The 19,009-nt window shown below is 71.5% G+C and carries 11 protein-coding genes; 4 read left to right on the top strand and 7 right to left on the bottom strand.

All coding sequences use genetic code 11. From position 1 onward, the window contains the following. Positions 1-485: 485 nt before the first annotated feature. Positions 486-2,051 (top strand): helix-turn-helix transcriptional regulator, encoded by a 1,566-nt coding sequence (locus SSPS47_RS35585; RefSeq protein ID WP_239065032.1) that lies wholly within the window; start codon positions 486-488, stop codon positions 2,049-2,051. 33 nt (positions 2,052-2,084) lie between these two features. On the opposite strand, the gene SSPS47_RS24040 is transcribed toward SSPS47_RS35585, so the two are convergent. From SSPS47_RS24040 to SSPS47_RS24010, 7 genes are all read right to left on the bottom strand, one after another. Further along, positions 2,085-3,326 (bottom strand): alginate lyase family protein, encoded by a 1,242-nt coding sequence (locus tag SSPS47_RS24040; RefSeq protein WP_164252832.1) that lies wholly within the window; start codon positions 3,324-3,326, stop codon positions 2,085-2,087. Positions 3,327-3,613: 287 nt separating this feature from the next. After that, positions 3,614-6,244 carry an alpha-glucan family phosphorylase gene (gene glgP, locus SSPS47_RS24035; RefSeq protein ID WP_164252831.1) on the bottom strand — a complete coding sequence of 877 codons (2,631 nt, stop codon included), beginning with the start codon at positions 6,242-6,244 and terminating at the stop codon, positions 3,614-3,616. A 208-nt stretch (positions 6,245-6,452) separates the two neighbouring features. Then, positions 6,453-7,751: a flavin-dependent oxidoreductase gene (locus SSPS47_RS24030; protein WP_164252830.1), complete on the bottom strand. Its 1,299-nt coding sequence runs from the start codon at positions 7,749-7,751 to the stop codon at positions 6,453-6,455. After that, positions 7,748-9,049: a monodechloroaminopyrrolnitrin synthase PrnB family protein gene (locus SSPS47_RS24025; RefSeq protein ID WP_203557914.1), complete on the bottom strand. Its 1,302-nt coding sequence runs from the start codon at positions 9,047-9,049 to the stop codon at positions 7,748-7,750. The genes SSPS47_RS24030 and SSPS47_RS24025 overlap by 4 nt, the downstream gene beginning before the upstream one ends. Positions 9,050-9,257: 208 nt before the next feature. Then, a complete protein-coding gene (locus SSPS47_RS24020) occupies positions 9,258-10,688 on the bottom strand; it encodes an MFS transporter (RefSeq protein WP_275405172.1) in 1,431 nt (476 codons plus the stop codon). Positions 10,689-11,050: 362 nt separating this feature from the next. After that, positions 11,051-12,526 (bottom strand): 4-hydroxyphenylacetate 3-hydroxylase N-terminal domain-containing protein, encoded by a 1,476-nt coding sequence (locus tag SSPS47_RS24015; RefSeq protein ID WP_147873773.1) that lies wholly within the window; start codon positions 12,524-12,526, stop codon positions 11,051-11,053. Positions 12,527-12,704: 178 nt separating this feature from the next. Beyond that, complete coding sequence (locus SSPS47_RS24010; protein WP_239065031.1) at positions 12,705-13,670, bottom strand: AraC family transcriptional regulator; 966 nt, start codon at positions 13,668-13,670, stop codon at positions 12,705-12,707. 119 nt (positions 13,671-13,789) lie between these two features. Between SSPS47_RS24010 and SSPS47_RS24005 the strand changes: the two genes are divergently transcribed. The 3 genes from SSPS47_RS24005 (at position 13,790) to treS (ending at position 18,838) form a co-directional block, all read left to right on the top strand. After that, positions 13,790-14,707 (top strand): NmrA family NAD(P)-binding protein, encoded by a 918-nt coding sequence (locus tag SSPS47_RS24005; RefSeq protein WP_203557913.1) that lies wholly within the window; start codon positions 13,790-13,792, stop codon positions 14,705-14,707. Between the two features lie 415 nt (positions 14,708-15,122). Next, a complete protein-coding gene (locus tag SSPS47_RS24000) occupies positions 15,123-17,117 on the top strand; it encodes an alpha-1,4-glucan--maltose-1-phosphate maltosyltransferase (RefSeq protein WP_164252828.1) in 1,995 nt (664 codons plus the stop codon). Beyond that, on the top strand, positions 17,114-18,838 hold the full coding sequence (gene treS / locus SSPS47_RS23995) for a maltose alpha-D-glucosyltransferase (protein WP_164252827.1): 1,725 nt from the start codon (positions 17,114-17,116) through the stop codon (positions 18,836-18,838). Before SSPS47_RS24000 ends, treS begins: the two co-directional genes overlap by 4 nt. The last annotated feature ends 171 nt before the right edge of the window (positions 18,839-19,009 follow it).

Here is a 19,009-nt window from a genome sequence, read left to right as displayed (position 1 = left end):
AAGGGGTGGGCCGGGAACCGGCCGGCGCGGACTTCCCCCCGTGCGCTCCCGGTCAAGGAGCGCGTCACGTTGTCCGTCCGCCGGCTGCGTGTCACAGACGACCGGCTCGCGGGCCGGCGGATCGTGGTCGTCGCGGACAGTGAGGAGACCGACCGCCGCCGACCAAGCCGCGACGGCTCCCCCCGCTCCCTCACTGCCACCGATCCGCCGGGCCCGTCGGGCCGTTTCCCCCGTCGCCCGCGCCCTCCACCCGGCGTGCGCTCCTCGCGGAGCCGCCCACCGCCGTGGTGGTGGTCTTCTGGTGAACCGCGGCCGGGGCGTGTCGTCCCGGCCGGTGATCTCAGACTGGCCGGTGATCGATCCGACCGCAACAACCCGAGGGAAGTGCGGAACGCGTGGAACGCCTGCGCGTACCCTGGCCTGGGGGAATGACAAGTGCCTGGAACGAGCGCGGAATTGCGTGACGGGCGGGACGGGGACGCTTAATGGGCAGGTCGGAGAAGATCCCGGCGGAGACCGCCGAATTCGCGCGGCGTCTGCGCGCGCTGAAGGAGAGAACCGACCGCAGTTACGGATCGCTCGCCACCCAACTGCACCTGGGTGCCTCGACCCTGCACCGCTACTGCCACGGACACGCGCTGCCCGTGGACTACGCACCCGTCGAGCGGCTGGCCAGGGTGGTCGGCGCGACGTCGGCCGAGCGTGTGGAGCTGCACCGTCTCTGGCTGCGGGCGCACTCGGCGCGTACGGAGGACGGGGAGAACGAGAGCGACGGCGGCACCGGGGAGGACCGGGAGGACGAGACCGGGGCCACGGTCGTGGTCGCGCCCGCGGTCGCCGAACAGCCGCCGGCGGGCGAGCCGGAGCCCGTACGCGAACCGGAGCCGAAGCCCGAGACTCGACCGGAGCCGGTAGCCGGCGCCGTCGATCCCGGACCTGCTCCCGGCACCGGCACCGGCACCGGCACCGAAGCGACCCCCGCACCCGGCACCGCACCCGACTCCGGCTCCGACCCCGACTCCGACTCCGTCGACGAGATCGATCCGCCGCCGCCCGCCGCCACGACCCCGCCCATGTCGCGCTTCCGCGCCTCACGGCTGCGGCGCCGTCAGGTCGTCGGCGCCGCGCTCGCGGTCGTCGCCGTCCTCGCCGGCACCGTCGTCGTCGCGGCCGACCTCGGCGGCGCCGACTCCCGGCGGGACGAGAGCGCCCCGCGTCTCTCCGATCCCGGGCCGGACGGGCCGGTGGATCCGCTGGCACCGTCCGCCCGGTCGAGCGCCCCGTCGGCCGGGGCGAGCCCGTCGAAGTCCGGCGGCGGTCCGAAGGCGTCGCCGTCCGGGTCCTCGGACGTCGGCGAGGCCGGGGGCCGCAACGAAGGCGACGGTGGCACCTCGGCGGAGGGCAGGAAGCCGGACGCCGGGAAGGGCGGCACGAAGCCGCTGGTGTGGAGCGCGGACAGCCACAAGTGGCAGCTGGACTGCGGCCATACGTATCTGATCGACCGGGCCCCCTCCGCCGTACCGCCGCCGCCCAACTCCCAGGACGCGCGCCAGTGGGCGACCGCCCTCGGCGCGGTGCACGGCAACTCGTCGATCACCCAGTCCACGGTGCGCGCCGCGGCGGGCGCGGGACCCGTCGTCATCCAGGAGGTGTTCGTCCGGGTGGTCGGGCGGCGGGCGCCGCTGGACTGGAACGCGTACGACATGAGCAGCGGCTGCGGCGGCTCGATCACCCCCGCCGTGTTCGCCGTCGACCTGGACAAGTCACGGCCCGTCGTGCGTCCCGTGGACGGCGGGAGCGAACAGGGGCCGCTGCCGGCGCCCAAACTTCCGTACCAGGTGACGGCGAGCGAACCGCTCGTCCTGAGGATCGAGGCGAGCACCAGCGGCTGCGACTGCGACTGGTTCGTCGAGCTGCGCTGGTCGGCCGGGGACCGTACGGGCATCGCGCGCATCGACGAGGGCGGCAAGCCGTTCCGTACGAGCGCGTCGGCCTCGGACGGCCTGTACGGGCACGACTACGAGAGCGGGAAATGGGTGATGGGACCCTGACGGTCCGTCAGGGTCCCACCGGGCGTCACGGGTTCACGCGGGGTTGTTCGCGTGCGTCAGCGTCTCCCAGGCGACGAACAGGTTGTTCGTGCCCTGCGGGCGCATCCGCTCGGTGTACTGCTGCGTGTTCGACATGGCGTTGCCCAGCCGGTTGCCCAGCGCGTTGAAGGCGACCTCGCTGATCGGCCCGAGGTTGTCCTTCAGGCTGCCGCCGCAGAGGTTGCCGGGGACGGGTTCGCCGTTCTGGTACTTGGTGTGCAGCCCGAACGCGTGCCGCAGCCGGTCCCCCACCTCCGGGTAGAGGTCCTGGCCCTGGATGCGGCTGGTCTCCGCGACGTGCGAGATGGCGGAGAGGCCGTAGCCGGTGTGGGTCAGATCGCGGCAGGTCTCCTGCGCGAGTCCCTGCATGAAGGTGGACTGGTTGTGCCAGTAGCGGACGATCTCGTCGCGGGTGTCGAGACCGCTGCCGGGCACCGTCCGGGGCAGGGCCCCGTCGGAGGGCAGGTAGATGAACGCGGGGACACGGTTGCGGAAGATGCCGACCGTCTTGTCGTAGGCGCCGCGGTCCTCCAGATGGACCGCGATGCCGATCGCGGCCTCGTTCATGCTCAGCTCCCAGTTGCCGTTGGAGCCCGAGCCGTTGATGATCTCCGGCAGGTACACATCGCGCAGCATCGTGGCGAAGCGGCCGGAGTTGGGCCAGCTCGTGTAGGTGTGCTTGATGATCTCGGCGGCCTTGGGCCACGACGATCCGGCCCACGCGGTCTGGAGCGGCGCGTTGCTGTCGGTGTGGTCGCGGATCGTGTTGGACCAGGCGTCCATCAGCTCGATGGACTTCCTGGCGTAACGGTCGTCGCGGTTGATGTACCAGGCGAGCGCGGTGGTGTACGCGGCGATCGCGTCCTCGCGCTCGTCGGTGCAGCCGTTGTTGGGGTTGGAGTACGAGCCGCACTCCACGACCGCGCGGGGCTTGGGCACGCGTGACAGGGAGGCGTACTTGCTCCCCACCATCTGGTCGTACGCGGCCTTCCACGGCTGGGCGCCGGCCTGCACCTTGCCGCGTACGAAGTCGAGTTGGGGGCGGCTGACGCCGACACCGGGGTGGGTGAAGTTGGCCGGGGCCGCGACGGCCTCCGCCGGGAGGGTCCGACGGACCTCGGTCGGCCGGTCCGCCGCCCGGTCGCCGGCCGAGGCGGGGGCCATGAAGACCGCGCCGAGCAGGCCGGCCAGTGCGGCGGACAGACCGAGGACTCTGGGGATGACTCCGGGACGCATGGGTGCCTTCCGGTTGGGGGGTGCTCCTCAACTCCGTTGCGCATGCGAGCCGTTCATCAAGTTTTAGTTCACTCACATGAACGATGAGCGGAGTTGTGAATCCGTATGTGAGTGAGGAATTTAAGGCCATCACATGAACACGTCAAGGTCTGGACCAATGGACTTCGACGGGGCGGATCCGACGCGGCGGGATGCGAGTCCGGGGCGGGACTCGGCGGCCCCGGACCGGGGCAGAGAGCCGGAAGGGCCCGGCGGACAGTGTCCACCGGGCCCCGCAACCGCCGTTCTCAGCGCATCAGTAAGCCCGCGCCCTCCCCCGTCGCCTCGGTCGGCAGCGCGACCAGACCCAGATCGGCGGCGGCGAGCATCGGATGCGTGGGCAGGACACGGACGGTGTAGCCGAAGGGCCCCGTACGGTCCAGGGCCAGCGGGCCCTCGTACACCCAGCGGCCCGCCTGATCGGGCCCGCCCGCCGGTTTCAGCGGGAAGACCTGCGCGTCGGCGATCGTGTCGTCGGCGCCCACCCGGCCCGCCACGGCCTGCACCTCCACGTCGTCGGGGCGGAGTTGACCGAGGGCGACCCGCACCTTCAGCGCGAGGGTAGAGCCCAGCTCCGCGCTGCCGCCCGCCGTGGTGGCCGAGACGGCCTCCACATGGTCGACGGCAACGCCCGGCCAGGCGGCCCTGACCTGGCTCTTCCAGTCGGCCAGCTCCCCCGCCGCGGCGGGGTCCAGCGCGCGGTGGGCATGGGCGGCGGGCGCGTACAGCCGCTCCACGTACTCGCGCACCATGCGGTCGGCCAGCACCTTCGGGCCGAGTGTGGTCATGGTGCGCCGGACCATCTCGATCCAGCGTCCTGGGAGCGCGTCGCCGTTGTCCGCGCCCTTACCCGCCACGGCCCCGGCCCCCGCGCCCGCTCCCGTCTCCGTACGGTCGTAGAAGCGGGGCGCGACCTGGTCCTCGATCAGTGCGTAGAGGGCGTTCGCCTCCAGCGCGTCGCGCCGGTCCTCGTCGGACGAACCGTCGGCCGTCGGGATGGCCCAGCCGAAGTCCGGCTCGAACCATTCGTCCCACCAGCCGTCCAGCACCGACAGGTTGAGACAGCCGTTGAGCGCGGCCTTCATCCCGCTCGTGCCGCACGCCTCCAGCGGACGGAGGGGATTGTTCAGCCAGACGTCGCAGCCCGGGTAGAGATTGCGCGCCATCGCCATCCCGTAGTCGGGCAGGAAGACGATGCGGTGGCGCACGCGCGGGTCGTCGGCGAACTTCACCAGCTCCTGCACGAGCCGCTTGCCGCCGTCGTCCGCCGGGTGCGCCTTGCCCGCGACGACGATCTGGATCGGCCGCTCGGGATGGAGCAGCAGCTCCGTCAGCCGGTCGCGGTCGCGCAGCATCAGGGTGAGGCGCTTGTACGAGGGGACCCGGCGGGCGAAGCCGATGGTCAGGATGTCGGGGTCGAGGACCCCGTCGATCCAGCCCAGTTCGGCGTCCGCCGCGCCCCGCTGGTGCCAGGAGGCGCGCAGCCTGTCGCGCACCTCGTACACCAGCCGCTCACGCAGGGTGCGCCGCACGGCCCAGATGTCGGCTTCCGGAGTGTCGGCCACACCGGCCGTCCCCCGGCCGAGCCGGGCGATCTCCGGCGCGACCCACGTCGGCGCGTGCACGCCGTTGGTCACCGAGGTGATCGGTACGTCCTGGGGGTCGAAGCCCGGCCAGAGGCCGGCGAACATCTGCCGGCTGACGGCGCCGTGCAGCGTGGAGACGCCGTTGGCGCGCTGGGCGAGCCGCAGGCCCATGGCGGCCATGTTGAACAGGTTCGGGTCGCCGCCGGGGAAGGTCTCCCCGCCGAGGCGCAGCACCTGATCGGTGGCGACCCCGGGCAGTTCGCCGTCGTCACCGAAGTGGCGCGCCACCAGTTCGCGGTCGAAGCGGTCGATGCCGGCGGGCACGGGCGTGTGTGTGGTGAACACGGTGCCGCCCCGGACGGCCTCCAGCGCGGTGTCGAACCCGAGCCCCGTGTGCTTGAGTTCACGGATCCGCTCCAGGCCCTGGAAGCCGGCGTGGCCCTCGTTCGTGTGGAAGACCTCGGGCTCGGGATGGCCGGAGATCCGGCAGTACGCGCGGACGGCGCGGACGCCGCCGATGCCGAGCAGCATCTCCTGGAGCAGCCGGTGCTCGCTGCCGCCGCCGTAGAGACGGTCGGTCACCTCCCGCTCCGTCGGCCCGTTGTCCTCTATGTCCGAGTCGAGCAGCAGGAGCGGGACCCGGCCGACGCGCGCCTGCCAGACGCACGCGTGCAGCGACCGGCCGCCGGGCAGTGAGAGCGCGACACGGCTGGGCCTGCCGTCGTCCTCCCTGAGGAGGCTGAGCGGCAGCTCGTTCGGATCGAGGACGGGATAGTGCTCCTGCTGCCAGCCGTCGCGCGACAGGGACTGGCGGAAGTAGCCGTGGCGGTAGAGCAGCCCGACACCGATGAGCGGTACGCCGAGGTCGCTGGCGGCCTTGAGATGGTCACCGGCGAGGATGCCGAGACCGCCGGAGTACTGGGGCAGGGCGGCGGTGACGCCGAATTCGGGCGAGAAGTAGGCGACGGCGTCGGGCAGCTCGGCACCTTGGCCGCTCTGTTCCTGGTACCAGCGGTCGCCGCGCAGATAGTCGTCGAGCCCGGCGGCGACGCCGGCCAGCCGTTCGAGGAACGGCGCGTCGCCGGCCAGCTCGGCCAGTCGCGTGGCGGATACGGCTCCGAGCAGCCGCACCGGATCACGCCCGGCGGCGCGCCAGCCGTCGGGGTCGACGGACTCGAAGAGTTCACAGGTCTCGGGATGCCAGGACCAGCGCAGATTGCGCGCGAGGCCGCTGAGTGGTCGCAGAGGTTCGGGCAGGACGGGGCGCACGGTGAATCGACGGATTGCCTTCACGTGTTCCACCTTCGCAGGGGACGTCCGGACCGGCCGACCGCACCACGCTGTGCGCCCCGCCATCACCCTGACGGTAGTCCCCCGGCCCGCGCGACAACCACGGCGCACGAGCGCACACGCCGGGGGCCGACTGCGCGGGGTCGGACGCGGGAACGGCACCCGGTGGGGCCGGGCGGGGCGGGACGGCGCGGGGCGGGGGCGCGTGTCGTCAACCGCGCGCGGGTTGGGGGACCTCGTAAGGGGAGCCCGCGTTCACCGTCTCCGGGTCGAACGCGCCGGTCGCCGCGTACCGCGCCGCTATCTCCGCCAGTTCGGACGCCGGGATCACGTCCGCGATGTCGGTGAAGCCGCCCGGGGCCCGCTCGTGGGCCAGGTTGATGACAACCTCCGGACCCTGCCGCCGGTTGGCCTGCTGCAACGCGGTCATGGCGGGGCGGCGCCGCGTCTCGTACGCCGTCAGCGCCTCGGCCCGGTCCGGATGCGTCGCCATCGCGTGTGCCAGCGCACGCGCGTCGACGATCGACTGCGTGGCGCCGTTCGAACCGATCGGGTACATCGCGTGGGCCGCGTCGCCGATCAGGGTCGTACGGCCGTGGGTCCAGCGCGCCAGGGGCTCGCGGTCCACCATCGGGTACTCGAAGGCGCGGTCGGCGGCGGCCAGGATCTCGGGGACGCCGACGCCGTCGAACTCCCAGCCGGCGTAGTGGTGGGCGAACTTCGCGACCGGCACCGGCCGGTTCCAGTCGCCGCGCCGGGCGTCGGCTATCTCCGTCGCGGGCATCGCCAGCGCCCAGTTGACGAGGACGTACCGGTCCCCCTCGGTGGGGCCGGTCGGGTGCGTCATCGGGTAGACCACGGCCTTCTGCCGGTCGTCGCCCGCGATGAACATGAACGTGCCCACGCGGTCGGCGGGCATGCGGGAGACGCCTCGCCAGACGAGCATGCCGTTCCACGGTGGCTCGCCCTCGCCGGGGTTCAGGGCGGCCCGTACCGCCGAGCGGATGCCGTCGGCGCCGATCAGCACGTCGGGCTCCAGGGAGGCACCGCCGCCCCGTCCCCGCCCGTCGCGGTGCGCGAGCAGGACGCGCGCGCGGCCGTCCGGCGAGGTCTCCAGACCGCCGACCCGGACCCCGGCGACCACCGCGTCGCTGCCGAGCCGCTCCCGTACGGCGTCGGCGAGCACCCGTTGCAGATCCCCGCGGTGGACGGACAGTTGCGGCCACCGGTAGCCGGCGGCCAGACCGCGCGGTTCACGGGAGATCAGGCCGCCGCCGCGGTGGTAGTAGCGCAGTTCACGGGTGCGTACGGAGCACTCGTCGAGACTGCCGAGGAGCCCGAGCGCGTCGAGTTCGCGTACCGCGTTGGGCATGATGTTCAGCCCGGCGCCGAGCGGCTGGATCTCGCGGGCCGCCTCCACGACGGCGATCCGGTCGAAACCGGCGGCGTGCAGGGAGAGGGCCGCGGTGAGGCCGGCGATGCCACCGCCCGCGATCATGATGTGGGTCATGGGGTGAATCTCTTTTCGCGAAGCGGTGCGGCGGCGGACGCGGGCATGGGCGTGGGCGCGGGGCGCGGGGTGGCCGCGGACGTGGACGCGGCTGCGGATGCCGCGGCCGAGGCGGTCGCGGACGTGGTCGCCGCCTTCGCGCCGGGTCTCGACGCGGGCTTGCGCGCGGACGCGGGGGGTGTCATCGGCGGGTGCATACGCACATTGGCGTGCCGCACCAGCGTCTCGTTGTCCCGCGTCAGATCCAGCACCGAGCGCAGCAGTGCGATCGGAGCGCCCCCGCTGCCCGCCTCGTACAGCCGCAGTTCGTCGCTGTACGCCTTGCGTGCGATGCCGATGTGCCGGGCACGGAACGTCTTCAGTATCCGCAGCACCCGTGCCAGCGACACCGCCGAGGCGGCGAGCACCGGCGGCAGCCGCGGCGTCGACTCCCAGCTGATCGCGGCGGAGAGCTTGCTCACCGCGGACGTAGAACCCCGGTGCGCCGCGTGGAAGACCCGCCACGACGGCAGGCTGTAGCGGACCGAGTCGTCGAGGAACGCGTCGTACTCGGGACTGCTCCGGTCGCTCTGCCACAGCGTCAGATCGACCAGCCAGAGCGGCACCTGCGCCGCCGCCGGGCCGAGATAGGCGCGGCCTGCGACGTCGATCTCCTCGAAGTACGGGCGGAGTCCGCGCGCGAAGAAGTCCGGTGTGACCTGCGCGACCGTGAAGTCGATGGAGTCGACCATGGCCTGGACGTGCTGACCCGTGCGGTCGAGCGTGTCGGCGAAGCGGGGGTCGTACGGCTCCAGCCCGGCCAGCTCCGAGCAGGTGTCGAGCGAGGCGACGAGCGCGGGGAAGACCATCCGTACGGCGTCCTGGAGGTATCCCTCCATCTTCTCGCCGGTGTACATGCGCTGGCGTCCGCCGAGCGGATTCCACGTCGTGTAGTGGTGCACGGTGTCGCGCGGCACCATGCCGGTGCGGCGGCCCAGCTCCTGGAGTACGGGCAGGGCCTCGGGGACGGCGGCGAGCGGCTCCACGCCGTGCCGTTTGAGCGAGCCGAGGAACAGACCGAGGTCGCGTACGGCGGCGAGCGCGTCGACCACGCCCAGCGAGGCGGTGCGGTCGGGATCGGGGACGAGCGCGCGCAGTGCGAGGGTGAGTGCGGGAACGTCGGCGTCCCGGTTCATCGCGGGTACGGCGGCGACTATCGCGTCGGCGCCCAGCGGGTCGGCCGCGCGTATGCCGGCTATTCGGTAGCGCGGTTCGCAGCGCGCCTCGATCGCGGGCGCGACTAGGTCGTACAGCGTCATGGAAGTGCCCCCCTCGGGCGTGGGTCGGGTGGGTGGTGGGACACGGGACGGGCGGCGTCCCGCCGTCGCGGCCACTGTCGCGCTCGATCGCGCGTCCCGACCGGCCGGCGGCCCCTTGCCCGCTCGCGGCGATCCCCCCTGGCCCTGTCCGGACCTGGACCGTCGACCGGGCCCTGCCCCGCCTGCGCACTCGCTCCTCCTCCTGCGTCTACCCCTGGGCGCCGCCGACCCGGTCCTGGTGCGGGGGCGCGGACACAGGCGCGGGGAGCCGCAGCCGGAGGGTGAGCAGCGCGGCGCAGGCGGCGAAGACGGCGCCGACGAGGAGGGCGGCCTTGAAGCCCGCGGTCTCGTCGGCCGCGCCGACCGCGCCGAGCGCGTCGGTACGGGCGGTGGCGACCGCGACGAGCACGGCGAGGCCGAGCACGGAGCCGAACTGCTGGCTGGTGTTGATGAGTCCGGAGGCCAGCCCGGTCTCGCCCGGCGCCGCGCCGGCGGTCGCGGCGACGTTGGTGGTGACCATGACGAGCGGCAGCGCGACGCCCAGCAGGAGGCTGGGCGCGAGGACGGTGGAGAGGAAGGTGCCCTCGGCGGCGAGCGCGAGCGCCAGCCAGAGCATGCCGGCGAACAGGAGCGTGAAGCCGAGCGTCATCGTGGCGCGCAGGCCGAGCCGGTGGATGAGGCGGCCGGTCTGCGGGGCGGTGGCGACGACGACGAGGGAGAGCGGCAGCAGACCGAGTCCGCCGTGGAGGGGGGTCTGGTCGAGGACGCTCTGGAGGTAGAGGCTGACGAGGAAGAACATCGGGAAGAGCGCCATCTGGGCGAGTGCACTGAGGCAGTTGGCGAGCCGGAGGGCGGGGCGGCGCAGGACGGCGGGCGGCACGAGCGGGTGGGCGATTCGTTTCTCCAGGGCGGCGAACGTCGCGAGGAGTAAGAGCCCGGCGGCGAACGCGCCGAGGGTCCGCGCGCTGGTCCAGCCGGCCTCGCCCGCGCCGACGAGACCGTAGGCGACGAGCCCGAGCCCGGCCGTCGCGGTGAGCGCGCCGCCGATGTCGAAGCCGCGTGCGGCGCTGCGGGTGTTGGCGTCGAGGAGCCGTAGCGCGAGGACGGCGAGGACGAGCGCGCCGAGGACGTTCAGCCAGAAGGTGGAGCGCCAGCCGAGCAGGTCGGTGAGTACGCCGCCGAGGACGGTGCCCAGGACGCCGCCGAGCCCGCCCATCGCGGCGAAGGCGCCGAGGGCCCTGTGGCGGTCGGGGCCGTCGGGGAACAGGTTGAGCAGCAGGGCGAAGGCGGCCGCGGCGGCGAGCGCGGCCCCGGTGCCCTGCGCGGCGCGGGCCGCGACGAGCACCTCCACCGACCCGGCGACCCCGCCGGCGGCGGAGGCGGCACCCAGCACCCCGAGCCCGCCGAGGAACACCCGCCGGTACCCGAGCAGATCGGCGGCGCGCCCGCCGAGGAGCAGCAGCCCGCCGAAGGTGATCAGAAACGCGTTGGCGACCCAGGACAGCCCGGCGGACCCGGACCCGAGATCCGCCCCGATGGACGGCAGGGCGACGTTGACGATGGCGGTGTCCATGATGAGCAGCAACTGGGCGCCCGCGACCAGCGCGAGCGCCCCCTTCCGCCGAGATCCCGGCGCCACGGGGCCGGGGGCGCGAAACCCCGGGACGCCGGGAGACTGTGCCCCACCCCGCCGCGCCAGGTCGGCCCCGCCGCCGGGCACCGACCCGGCGGGCCACAGGGCCCCGGCCGAGCCGGGGGACCCACCGGGCCCGGCCGGAACGCCGGACGCCAACTCCACGGAACCGGCCGGACCGACCGGGCCGAAGGCGCCGGTCACATCGGCCGGACCCTGACGGCCGTCCGTCGGTGCGGCCGGATCCGCCAAGCCAGGAGAACGGGACGGACCGTCAGAACCGCTCCCGACGAACGGACTTGGCGAACCGGCCGCACCGGGCTCGACCCGGCCGGGCCCGGGCCCGCCGTCCTCGCCCCATGTCGCGGTCATCGGGAGTCCGGGGCCTTGGGCTCACCGCCGAGCGTGTAGCCGTCGAGGCAGGACTGGGCCAGTTGTTCGCAGGACGCCGTGTCGCCCTCCCACACCTGCTGCATCAAGTAGACGTGCGGCGCGCCGTGGTAGAAGCGTTCGTACTGTTCGTGGCGGGAGGCGAACTCCGAACCCAGCGCGTCCCAGGCGAGTTTGAGCAGTTTGATCCGGTCCTCGGACGAATGCCCCGGCGCCCGCATGTAGCGCCGTACCAGCGGGCCCAGCTCCGGGTGGAGCAGGTCCTCGCCCGAAGCGGGCAGTTGGATCACACCGCCGCCCGCCAGGAGCTTGATCTCCTGCACCGCCTGCGGATACAGCTCGCCGGCCATGATGCGCTGCGCGAAGGAGATGTCCTTGCCCGGCATCACTCCCCCGCGCCCGCCGTCGACCTCCACGTGGCTCGCCTCGGCGGCCAGCACGAACGCCTTCGCCTGGGCGACCTTGCCCAGCAGCCGGCCGATGGCCTGGGTGACGGGCGGCAGTTCGTACGTCCCGTTGGACTTCGTCAGCAGGATCGCCAGCCCGGCGAGGAATTCGAGCTTGGTCCAAAAACGCGTCGCGGCCTGGTGCACGAAGTTCACGTACGCCGGTGTCCGCCACCACATCCCGAAGCTCGCGTCGACGTTCCGGTACGTGAGCACGTTCTCCCACGGGACGAAGACGTCGTCGCAGACGAGCAGCGCGTCGTTCTCGTCGAACCGCGACGACAGCGGGTTGTCGAAGACGCTCCGCGCCCGGCCCTCGTACGAGACGCGCGAGATGAAGCTGAGCCCCGGCGTGTCGACGGGAATCGAGAAGCAGACCGCCCGGTCCACGTCCCGCGGCGCGAGCGGCTCGATCGTCCCGACGATCACCTCGTTGCCGAAGACCGCCGCCGTGCCGATCATCTTCGCGCCGCGTACGACGATCCCGCCGTCCTTCTCGGCGACCACCCGCACCACCGGGTCGTCCTCCGCCGTGCCGCCCGCCGCGTCGAACGGGGTCCGCGCCCCCTGCGGGTTGGTGATCGTGAAGGTCGGGTACAGGTCGCCGTCGGCGAGCCGCCGGTGGTACGCGAGCGCGTTCGCCGCGCCGTCGAAGCCGTCGGTGGTGAAGACTTCCGGCGCCGCGGCGAATCCGGCCGCGCCGCCCGCCATGTAGTCCGGCGTACGCCCCAGGAAGCCGAAACCGGCCTCGGCCCACACCTTGTACGCCTGCCGCCGCGCGACCAGGTCCTCGTAACCGCGCGGCACGGCGAACGCGCGGTGCGCGCCGTCGCGTGTGAGCACCGGCGTGTGCGCGGAGTCGTGCGAGAGGTCGTAGAGCCGGGCGATGGATCCCGCGGTGTTGCGGAACGCCGGATGCCGCGTGATGTCATCGACCCGCTCGCCGTCCAGCCATATCGAACGGCCGTCGCGCAACGACTCCAGATACTCCTGACCCGACCTGGTCAACACTTCTCCTCATACGGATCAAAACGAATCGTGCGACGGACGAGACACACGAGGCACACCGGGCACAAACGGAACGGCACCCCCAACGTTGAGAGCCTTTCCTGGCGCAAGCAAGGTCAGCAATGAACGACCGTCCAGCGGTGATTAATAACCGGCCAGACCGCGACCTCGGCGCGCCCTACGCGGCGGGCACCGCACCGCTCCTGTACTCGCCGGGCGTCCTGTCGAACCACTTGCGAAACGCAAGATGAAAACCGACCGCGCTCCGGTAGCCCACCCGCTGCGGCACCGCCGACTGCGGCAGCGACGTCTCCCCCAGCAGCCGCGCCGCCTCCTGCATCCGACGGCCCGTCAGGTGCCGGGCCGGGGCCTCCCCCACCAGTTCGCGGAAAGCCGCGGTGAAGGCCGACCTGGACATGCCGACCTCGCGCGCCAGCGACTCGATCGTCCACGGCTCGGCGAACCGCGTCGCGATGATCACCATCGCCCTGCTGATCCCCGGATGGTTCAGGACGGGCAGCGACGCCGGATTGTCCGCGATCTCGCGCAGCAGCGGCCGCAGCGCCAGGACCAGCGCCATCTCGAAGGCGCGCAGCGTGATGAGGCGGTCGCCGGGGCCGACGGGGCGCTGCGTCGAGGCCAGCAGCCGCAGCGTGTCGCGCAGCAGCGGCTCGTTGTCCACCTGGGTGCGGTCCAGGACCAGCGCCCACGGCAGCGCCGAGTAGAGGCCGGTGGCGGCGCTCGCGTCGTAGTGGAGTCCGGCGCAGAGCAGCCGGCTCTCCGGCCCGCCGCCCTCGATCTTCAGCTCGCCGGAGGTTCCGGGCAGCCGCTCGGGCAGTACGGCGCCGAGGCGCAGTCCGCCGCCCCGGTCCGCCCGGTCGGCGATGCGGTGCGCGGTGCCGGTGGGGAAGACAGCGAGATCGCCTTCGCGAAGTTCCAGCGGTTTCTGGCCCTCGCCGCTGACCCAGCAGCCACCCTGGACGATGTAGTGGAGGATCGCGCAGCTCTGCTCGGCATCGCCCTCGATGGCCCACGGCGCGCTGACGTGCCAACGGCTGTCGAAGACCCCCGTGAGCCGGAGCGGCTTCAGCAGCTCGCTCAGGAGATCGTCACTTTCGGTCTGGATGGGCTCCATCGGTTCCATGGACGATCCTTCAACCCCCGCCCCGGTTTGTTAATTGATCGGCCGAAGCTGCCGCCGCCAGCCTTGTGAGAGAGCCGTCATCGACAGCAGACACACCCTACCGAAGGGCCTTCAGACACATGTCCGATCAGATTCCGATGCGCGTCGCCGTCGTGGGGGCGACCGGGTTCCAGGGCGGTGCCGTGGCCCGTCTGCTGGCCGAACGCGGACAGCGGGTCCGTACGCTCACCCGCGCCGCCGAGGCGGACCGCCCGCCGCTGCGCGGCGCCTCGTTCGTCGGCGGTGACCTGGCCGATCCCGCCGATGTGGGGCGGCTGATGCAGGGCGCGACGCACGCCTCCGTGACGATGCCGCTGGTGTACGGGACGGAGCAGGTGCGGCGGTACGCCCGTAACATCGCCACCGCCGCGCGCGAGACCGGGATCCAGCGCATCGTCTACAACGCCAACACGCGTATCCCCGCGCAGTCGACGAACGTGGCCGCCTTCGAGACGCGCCGGATCGCCGAGGAGGAACTGCGGGCGAGCGGTGTGCCGTTGGTGGTGCTGAGGCCGCCGGTCTATCTGGACAACCTGTTCAGCCCGTGGAACGGTCCGGCGCTGGTCACCGAAGGCGTACTGGCGTATCCGCTGCCCGCCGGCACCACCGCGGCCTGGATCTCGCACCGGGACCTCGCGGAGGCGGTCTTCGCGGCGCTCACCGTGGACGGCGTGGAGGGCGAGACCTTCGACATCGGCGGGAGCGAGTCGCTGACCGGTGACGAGCTGGCTTCGGCGTTCGCGACCGGACTCGGCCGCGAGGTGCGGTACCTGCCGCTGCCCCCGACGGTGTTCGAGCAGGCGCTGTCCCAGGTCGCCGGGGTCGAGGCGGCGGCCGGGGTCGCCGGCATCTACCACTACATGGCGACGGGCACCGATCCGCTGCTGATGGCGGGCGACGGCGGCCGGGCGGCGGACGCGCTCGCCCTGAAGCCGGCGCCGGTGGACGAGTGGGTGACGCGCCAGCCCTGGCAGGTCTGGTCGACGGAGGCGAGCTGACGCCCACCGGGCACCCCCCACTCGCCCCCTGCCCCTGCCCCCTGTTCCTGGTTCACCCGCTTCCCCTCCCCCCGATCCCGTCCCGTTCTCGCGGAGCCTCCCGTGCGGCCCGCGGGGACGGGGCGTTCTCTTTTTCTGTCCGATTCCGGCAACGCCCCCAGAGTTGCCCAGGTCTTAACGGAGCGGCGGATTGTGGACCGGAGCATCGGGGGAAGGCTCATGCGGTAGACACGGCAAGCACGCTCGTTTCACCCGATTACCACCGCTATTGGAGTGAACGCGGACAGGAGCGGCCATGCCCGCAGCCCGCCAGTCACCAACAGAGCAGCTACAAATAACACCAAACGCTGGCGAAAGCCCCTATTCAGCTCCACCCGCCATGCCTGCCACGCCCGCTCAGCCCTCAGGTGATTTCATGATCGGTCGCATTCCCGTCCTGGACGTACGCCCTCTCGTCAACTGCGGCAAACGCCCAGCCAAGGCGGTGAGCGGAGAGACGTTCCAGGTCACCGCGACCGTCTTCCGCGAGGGCCACGACGCCGTCGGCGCCAATGTCGTCCTGCGGGGCCCGGACGGCCGGGCCGGCCCCTGGACCCCGATGCGCGAGCTGGCCCCCGGCACCGACCGCTGGTGCGCCGACGTCACGCCGACATCCGAAGGCCGGTGGACGTACAAGGTGGAGGCGTGGAGCGATCCGCTCGCCACCTGGCGCCACGCGGCCCAGATCAAGATCCCGGCCGGTATCGACACGGAACTGGTCCTGGCCGAGGGCGCCGCGCTCTACGAACGGGCGGCGGCAGGCGTCCCCAAGCGGGACGGCCGCGAGGCCGTCCTCGCCGCCGTGGACGCCCTGCGCGACGAGCGCCGCCCCGGCCCGGCCCGGCTCGCGGCGGCCCTCACCCCGGAGGCCGACGACGCCCTCTCACGCCACCCGCTGCGCGAGCTGGTCTCGTCCTCGAAGCCGGTGAAACTGCTGGTGGAACGCGAAAGGGCACTGTACGGCGCCTGGTACGAGCTGTTCCCGCGCTCCGAGGGCGCGGTCGTCACCCCGGGCGAGCCGCCGGTCAGCGGCACGTTCAGGACCGCCGCCGAGCGACTGCCCGCCGTCGCCGCGATGGGCTTCGACGTCGTCTATCTGCCGCCGATCCACCCCATCGGCACCGCGCACCGCAAGGGCCCGAACAACACGCTCTCCGCCGGTCCGCACGATGTCGGCGTCCCGTGGGCCATCGGCTCCGCGGACGGCGGCCACGACGCGATCCACCCCGACCTCGGCACGATCGAGGACTTCGACGCCTTCGTGGCGAAGGCCGCCTCGCTGCGCATGGAGATCGCGCTGGACTTCGCCCTCCAGTGCTCCCCCGACCACCCCTGGGTGAAGGAGCACCCCGAGTGGTTCCACCACCGCCCGGACGGCACGATCGCGTACGCCGAGAATCCGCCCAAGAAGTACCAGGACATCTATCCGATCGCCTTCGACCGCGACATGGACGGTCTGGTCGCGGAGACCCTCCGGGTGCTGCGGTACTGGATGGACCACGGTGTCCGGATCTTCCGTGTCGACAATCCGCACACCAAGCCGGTGGTCTTCTGGGAGCGGGTGATCGCGGACATCAACGAGTCCGACCCCGATGTGATCTTCCTGGCCGAGGCGTTCACCCGGCCGGCCATGATGCACACCCTGGGCGCGATCGGCTTCCAGCAGTCGTACACCTACTTCACCTGGCGCAACACCAAGCAGGAGCTGACCGACTACCTCACCGAGCTCTCGGGCGAGGCCGCGTCGTACATGCGCCCGAACTTCTTCGTCAACACGCCCGACATCCTGCACGCCTATCTTCAGGAGGGTGGCCGTCCGGCATTCGAGGTACGCGCGGTACTCGCCGCGACGATGGTGCCGTCCTGGGGCGTCTACGCGGGGTATGAACTCATGGAGAACGCCCCGGCGAAACCCGGGAGCGAGGAGTACCTGCATTCGGAGAAGTACGAGCTGCGCCCCCGCAACTGGGAATCGGCGGAGCGGGAGGGACGCACCATCGCCCCGCTCATCACCGCGCTCAACCGGATCAGACGCCGGCACCCCGCGCTGCGCCAGTTGCGCGACATCCACTTCCACCACGTCGACAACGACACGGTCATCGCGTACAGCAAGCGGTCGGGCTCGGGCTCGGATGTCGTGGTGGTCGTCGTGAACCTCGATCCTCACCACACCCAGGAGGCGACGGTCTCGTTGGACATGCCGCGGCTCGGCCTCGACTGGCACGAGACCGCCCCGGTGCGCGACGAGCTCACCGGAGAGATCTACCACTGGGGCAGGGCCAACTACGTGCGCCTGGAGCCGGGTGTGACACCCGCGCACATCGTCGTTCTGCGACCGTCCCCGCCGATCGGAGGGTCACCCACAACATGATCATCAATGAGCCCGTCCACGACCTGTTCGAGGACACTCCCGCGAAGGACCGTGACCCCGACTGGTTCAAACGAGCCGTCTTCTACGAAGTCCTGGTGCGCTCGTTCCAGGACAGCAACGGCGACGGTGTCGGCGACCTCAAGGGCATCACCGCCAAACTGGACTATCTCCAATGGCTCGGTGTCGACTGTCTCTGGCTGCCGCCGTTCTTCAAGTCCCCGCTGCGCGACGGCGGTTACGACGTCTCCGACTACACCGCCGTACTCCCCGAGTTCGGCGACCTCGCCGACTTCGTGGAATTCGTCGACGCCGCCCACCAGCGCGGCATGCGCGTGATCATCGACTTCGTCATGAATCACACCAGCGACCAGCACAACTGGTTCCAGGAATCGCGGAAGGACCCCGACGGGCCTTACGGCGACTACTACGTCTGGGCCGACGACGACAAGCAGTTCCCGGACGCGCGGATCATCTTCGTCGACACCGAGACGTCCAACTGGACGTTCGACCCGGTCCGCAAGCAGTACTACTGGCACCGCTTCTTCTCGCACCAGCCGGACCTCAACTACGAGAACCCGGCCGTGCGCGAGGAGATCATCTCGGCGCTGCGCTTCTGGCTGGACCTGGGCATCGACGGTTTCCGCCTCGACGCCGTGCCCTACCTCTACCAGGAGGAGGGCACCGACTGCGAGAACCTCCCCGCCACCCACGCGCTGCTGCGCGAGGTCCGCGAGATCTGCGACACGCACTACCCGGACACGGTGCTGCTCGCCGAGGCCAACCAGTGGCCGGAGGACGTCGTCGACTACTTCGGCGACTACGCCAAGGGCGGCGACGAGTGCCACATGGCGTTCCACTTCCCCGTGATGCCGCGGATCTTCATGGCCGTGCGGCGCGAGTCCCGCTATCCGGTCTCGGAGATCCTGTCCAAGACCCCGGCGATCCCCACCGGTTGCCAGTGGGGCATCTTCCTGCGCAACCACGACGAGCTGACGCTCGAAATGGTCACGGACGAAGAACGCGACTACATGTACGCGGAGTACGCCAAGGACCCGCGGATGCGCGCCAACATCGGCATCCGGCGCCGGCTGGCCTCGCTACTGGACAACGATCGCAACCAGATCGAGCTGTTCACCGCTCTGCTGCTGTCGCTGCCCGGCTCCCCGATCCTGTACTACGGGGACGAGATCGGGATGGGCGACAACATCTGGCTCGGTGACCGCGACGCCGTACGGACCCCGATGCAGTGGACCCCGGACCGGAACGCGGGCTTCTCGTCCTGCGATCCCGGCCGGCTCTTCCTCCCGACGATCATGGACCCGGTCTACGGCTACCAGGTGACGAACGTCGAGGCGGCGATGGCGTCGCCGTCGTCGCTGCTGCACTGGACACGCCGCATGATCGAGATCCGGAAGCAGAACCCGGCCTTCGGGCTCGGCTCGTACACCGAACTGCCGTCGACGAACCCGGCGGTGCTCGCGTTCCTGCGCGAGGCGCCGTCGCAGGACGGCAACGGCGACGACCTGGTGCTCTGCGTGCACAACTTCTCGCGGTTCGCACAGCCCACCGAGCTGGACCTGCGCGCGTTCAGCGGACGCCATCCGGTCGAACTTATCGGCGGGGTGCGCTTCCCGGCGATCGGCGACTGGCCCTATCTGCTGACGCTGGCGGGCCACGGTTTCTACTGGTTCCGGCTCAGGCAGGACCCCGCGCAGGGCTGACGGCGGAGCACTTCGGGCCGGCGGGAGCCGACCGGCCCGAACGTGGGTGCGGGGCGGTCGGTTACGTCCGCCCCGCACGGGGCACCATCACCGACATCGAGTCCGTAGGTACGAACCGACTCACGGTCCGGACGGACTTCCCGCGCCGGGCGGGCTTTCGGTCCGTACGGG

It is taken from the genome of Streptomyces sp. S4.7 (assembly GCF_010384365.1).
In the GTDB taxonomy this organism is placed as follows: domain Bacteria; phylum Actinomycetota; class Actinomycetes; order Streptomycetales; family Streptomycetaceae; genus Streptomyces.
The sequence above is the reverse complement of the archived record's forward strand: the minus strand, read 5'-3'. Positions and strand labels throughout refer to the sequence as shown.

What these genes read in the sequence shown, in the direction of transcription:
- SSPS47_RS35585 (WP_239065032.1), top strand. Translation starts at nt 486, where the DNA reads ATGGGCAGGTCGGAGAAGATCCCGGCGGAGACCGCCGAATTCGCGCGG.
- SSPS47_RS24040 (WP_164252832.1), bottom strand. Translation starts at nt 3,326, where the DNA reads ATGCGTCCCGGAGTCATCCCCAGAGTCCTCGGTCTGTCCGCCGCACTG.
- SSPS47_RS24030 (WP_164252830.1), bottom strand. Translation starts at nt 7,751, where the DNA reads ATGACCCACATCATGATCGCGGGCGGTGGCATCGCCGGCCTCACCGCG.
- SSPS47_RS24025 (WP_203557914.1), bottom strand. Translation starts at nt 9,049, where the DNA reads ATGACGCTGTACGACCTAGTCGCGCCCGCGATCGAGGCGCGCTGCGAA.
- SSPS47_RS24010 (WP_239065031.1), bottom strand. Translation starts at nt 13,670, where the DNA reads ATGGAACCGATGGAGCCCATCCAGACCGAAAGTGACGATCTCCTGAGC.
- SSPS47_RS24005 (WP_203557913.1), top strand. Translation starts at nt 13,790, where the DNA reads ATGTCCGATCAGATTCCGATGCGCGTCGCCGTCGTGGGGGCGACCGGG.
- SSPS47_RS24000 (WP_164252828.1), top strand. Translation starts at nt 15,123, where the DNA reads ATGATCGGTCGCATTCCCGTCCTGGACGTACGCCCTCTCGTCAACTGC.
- treS (WP_164252827.1), top strand. Translation starts at nt 17,114, where the DNA reads ATGATCATCAATGAGCCCGTCCACGACCTGTTCGAGGACACTCCCGCG.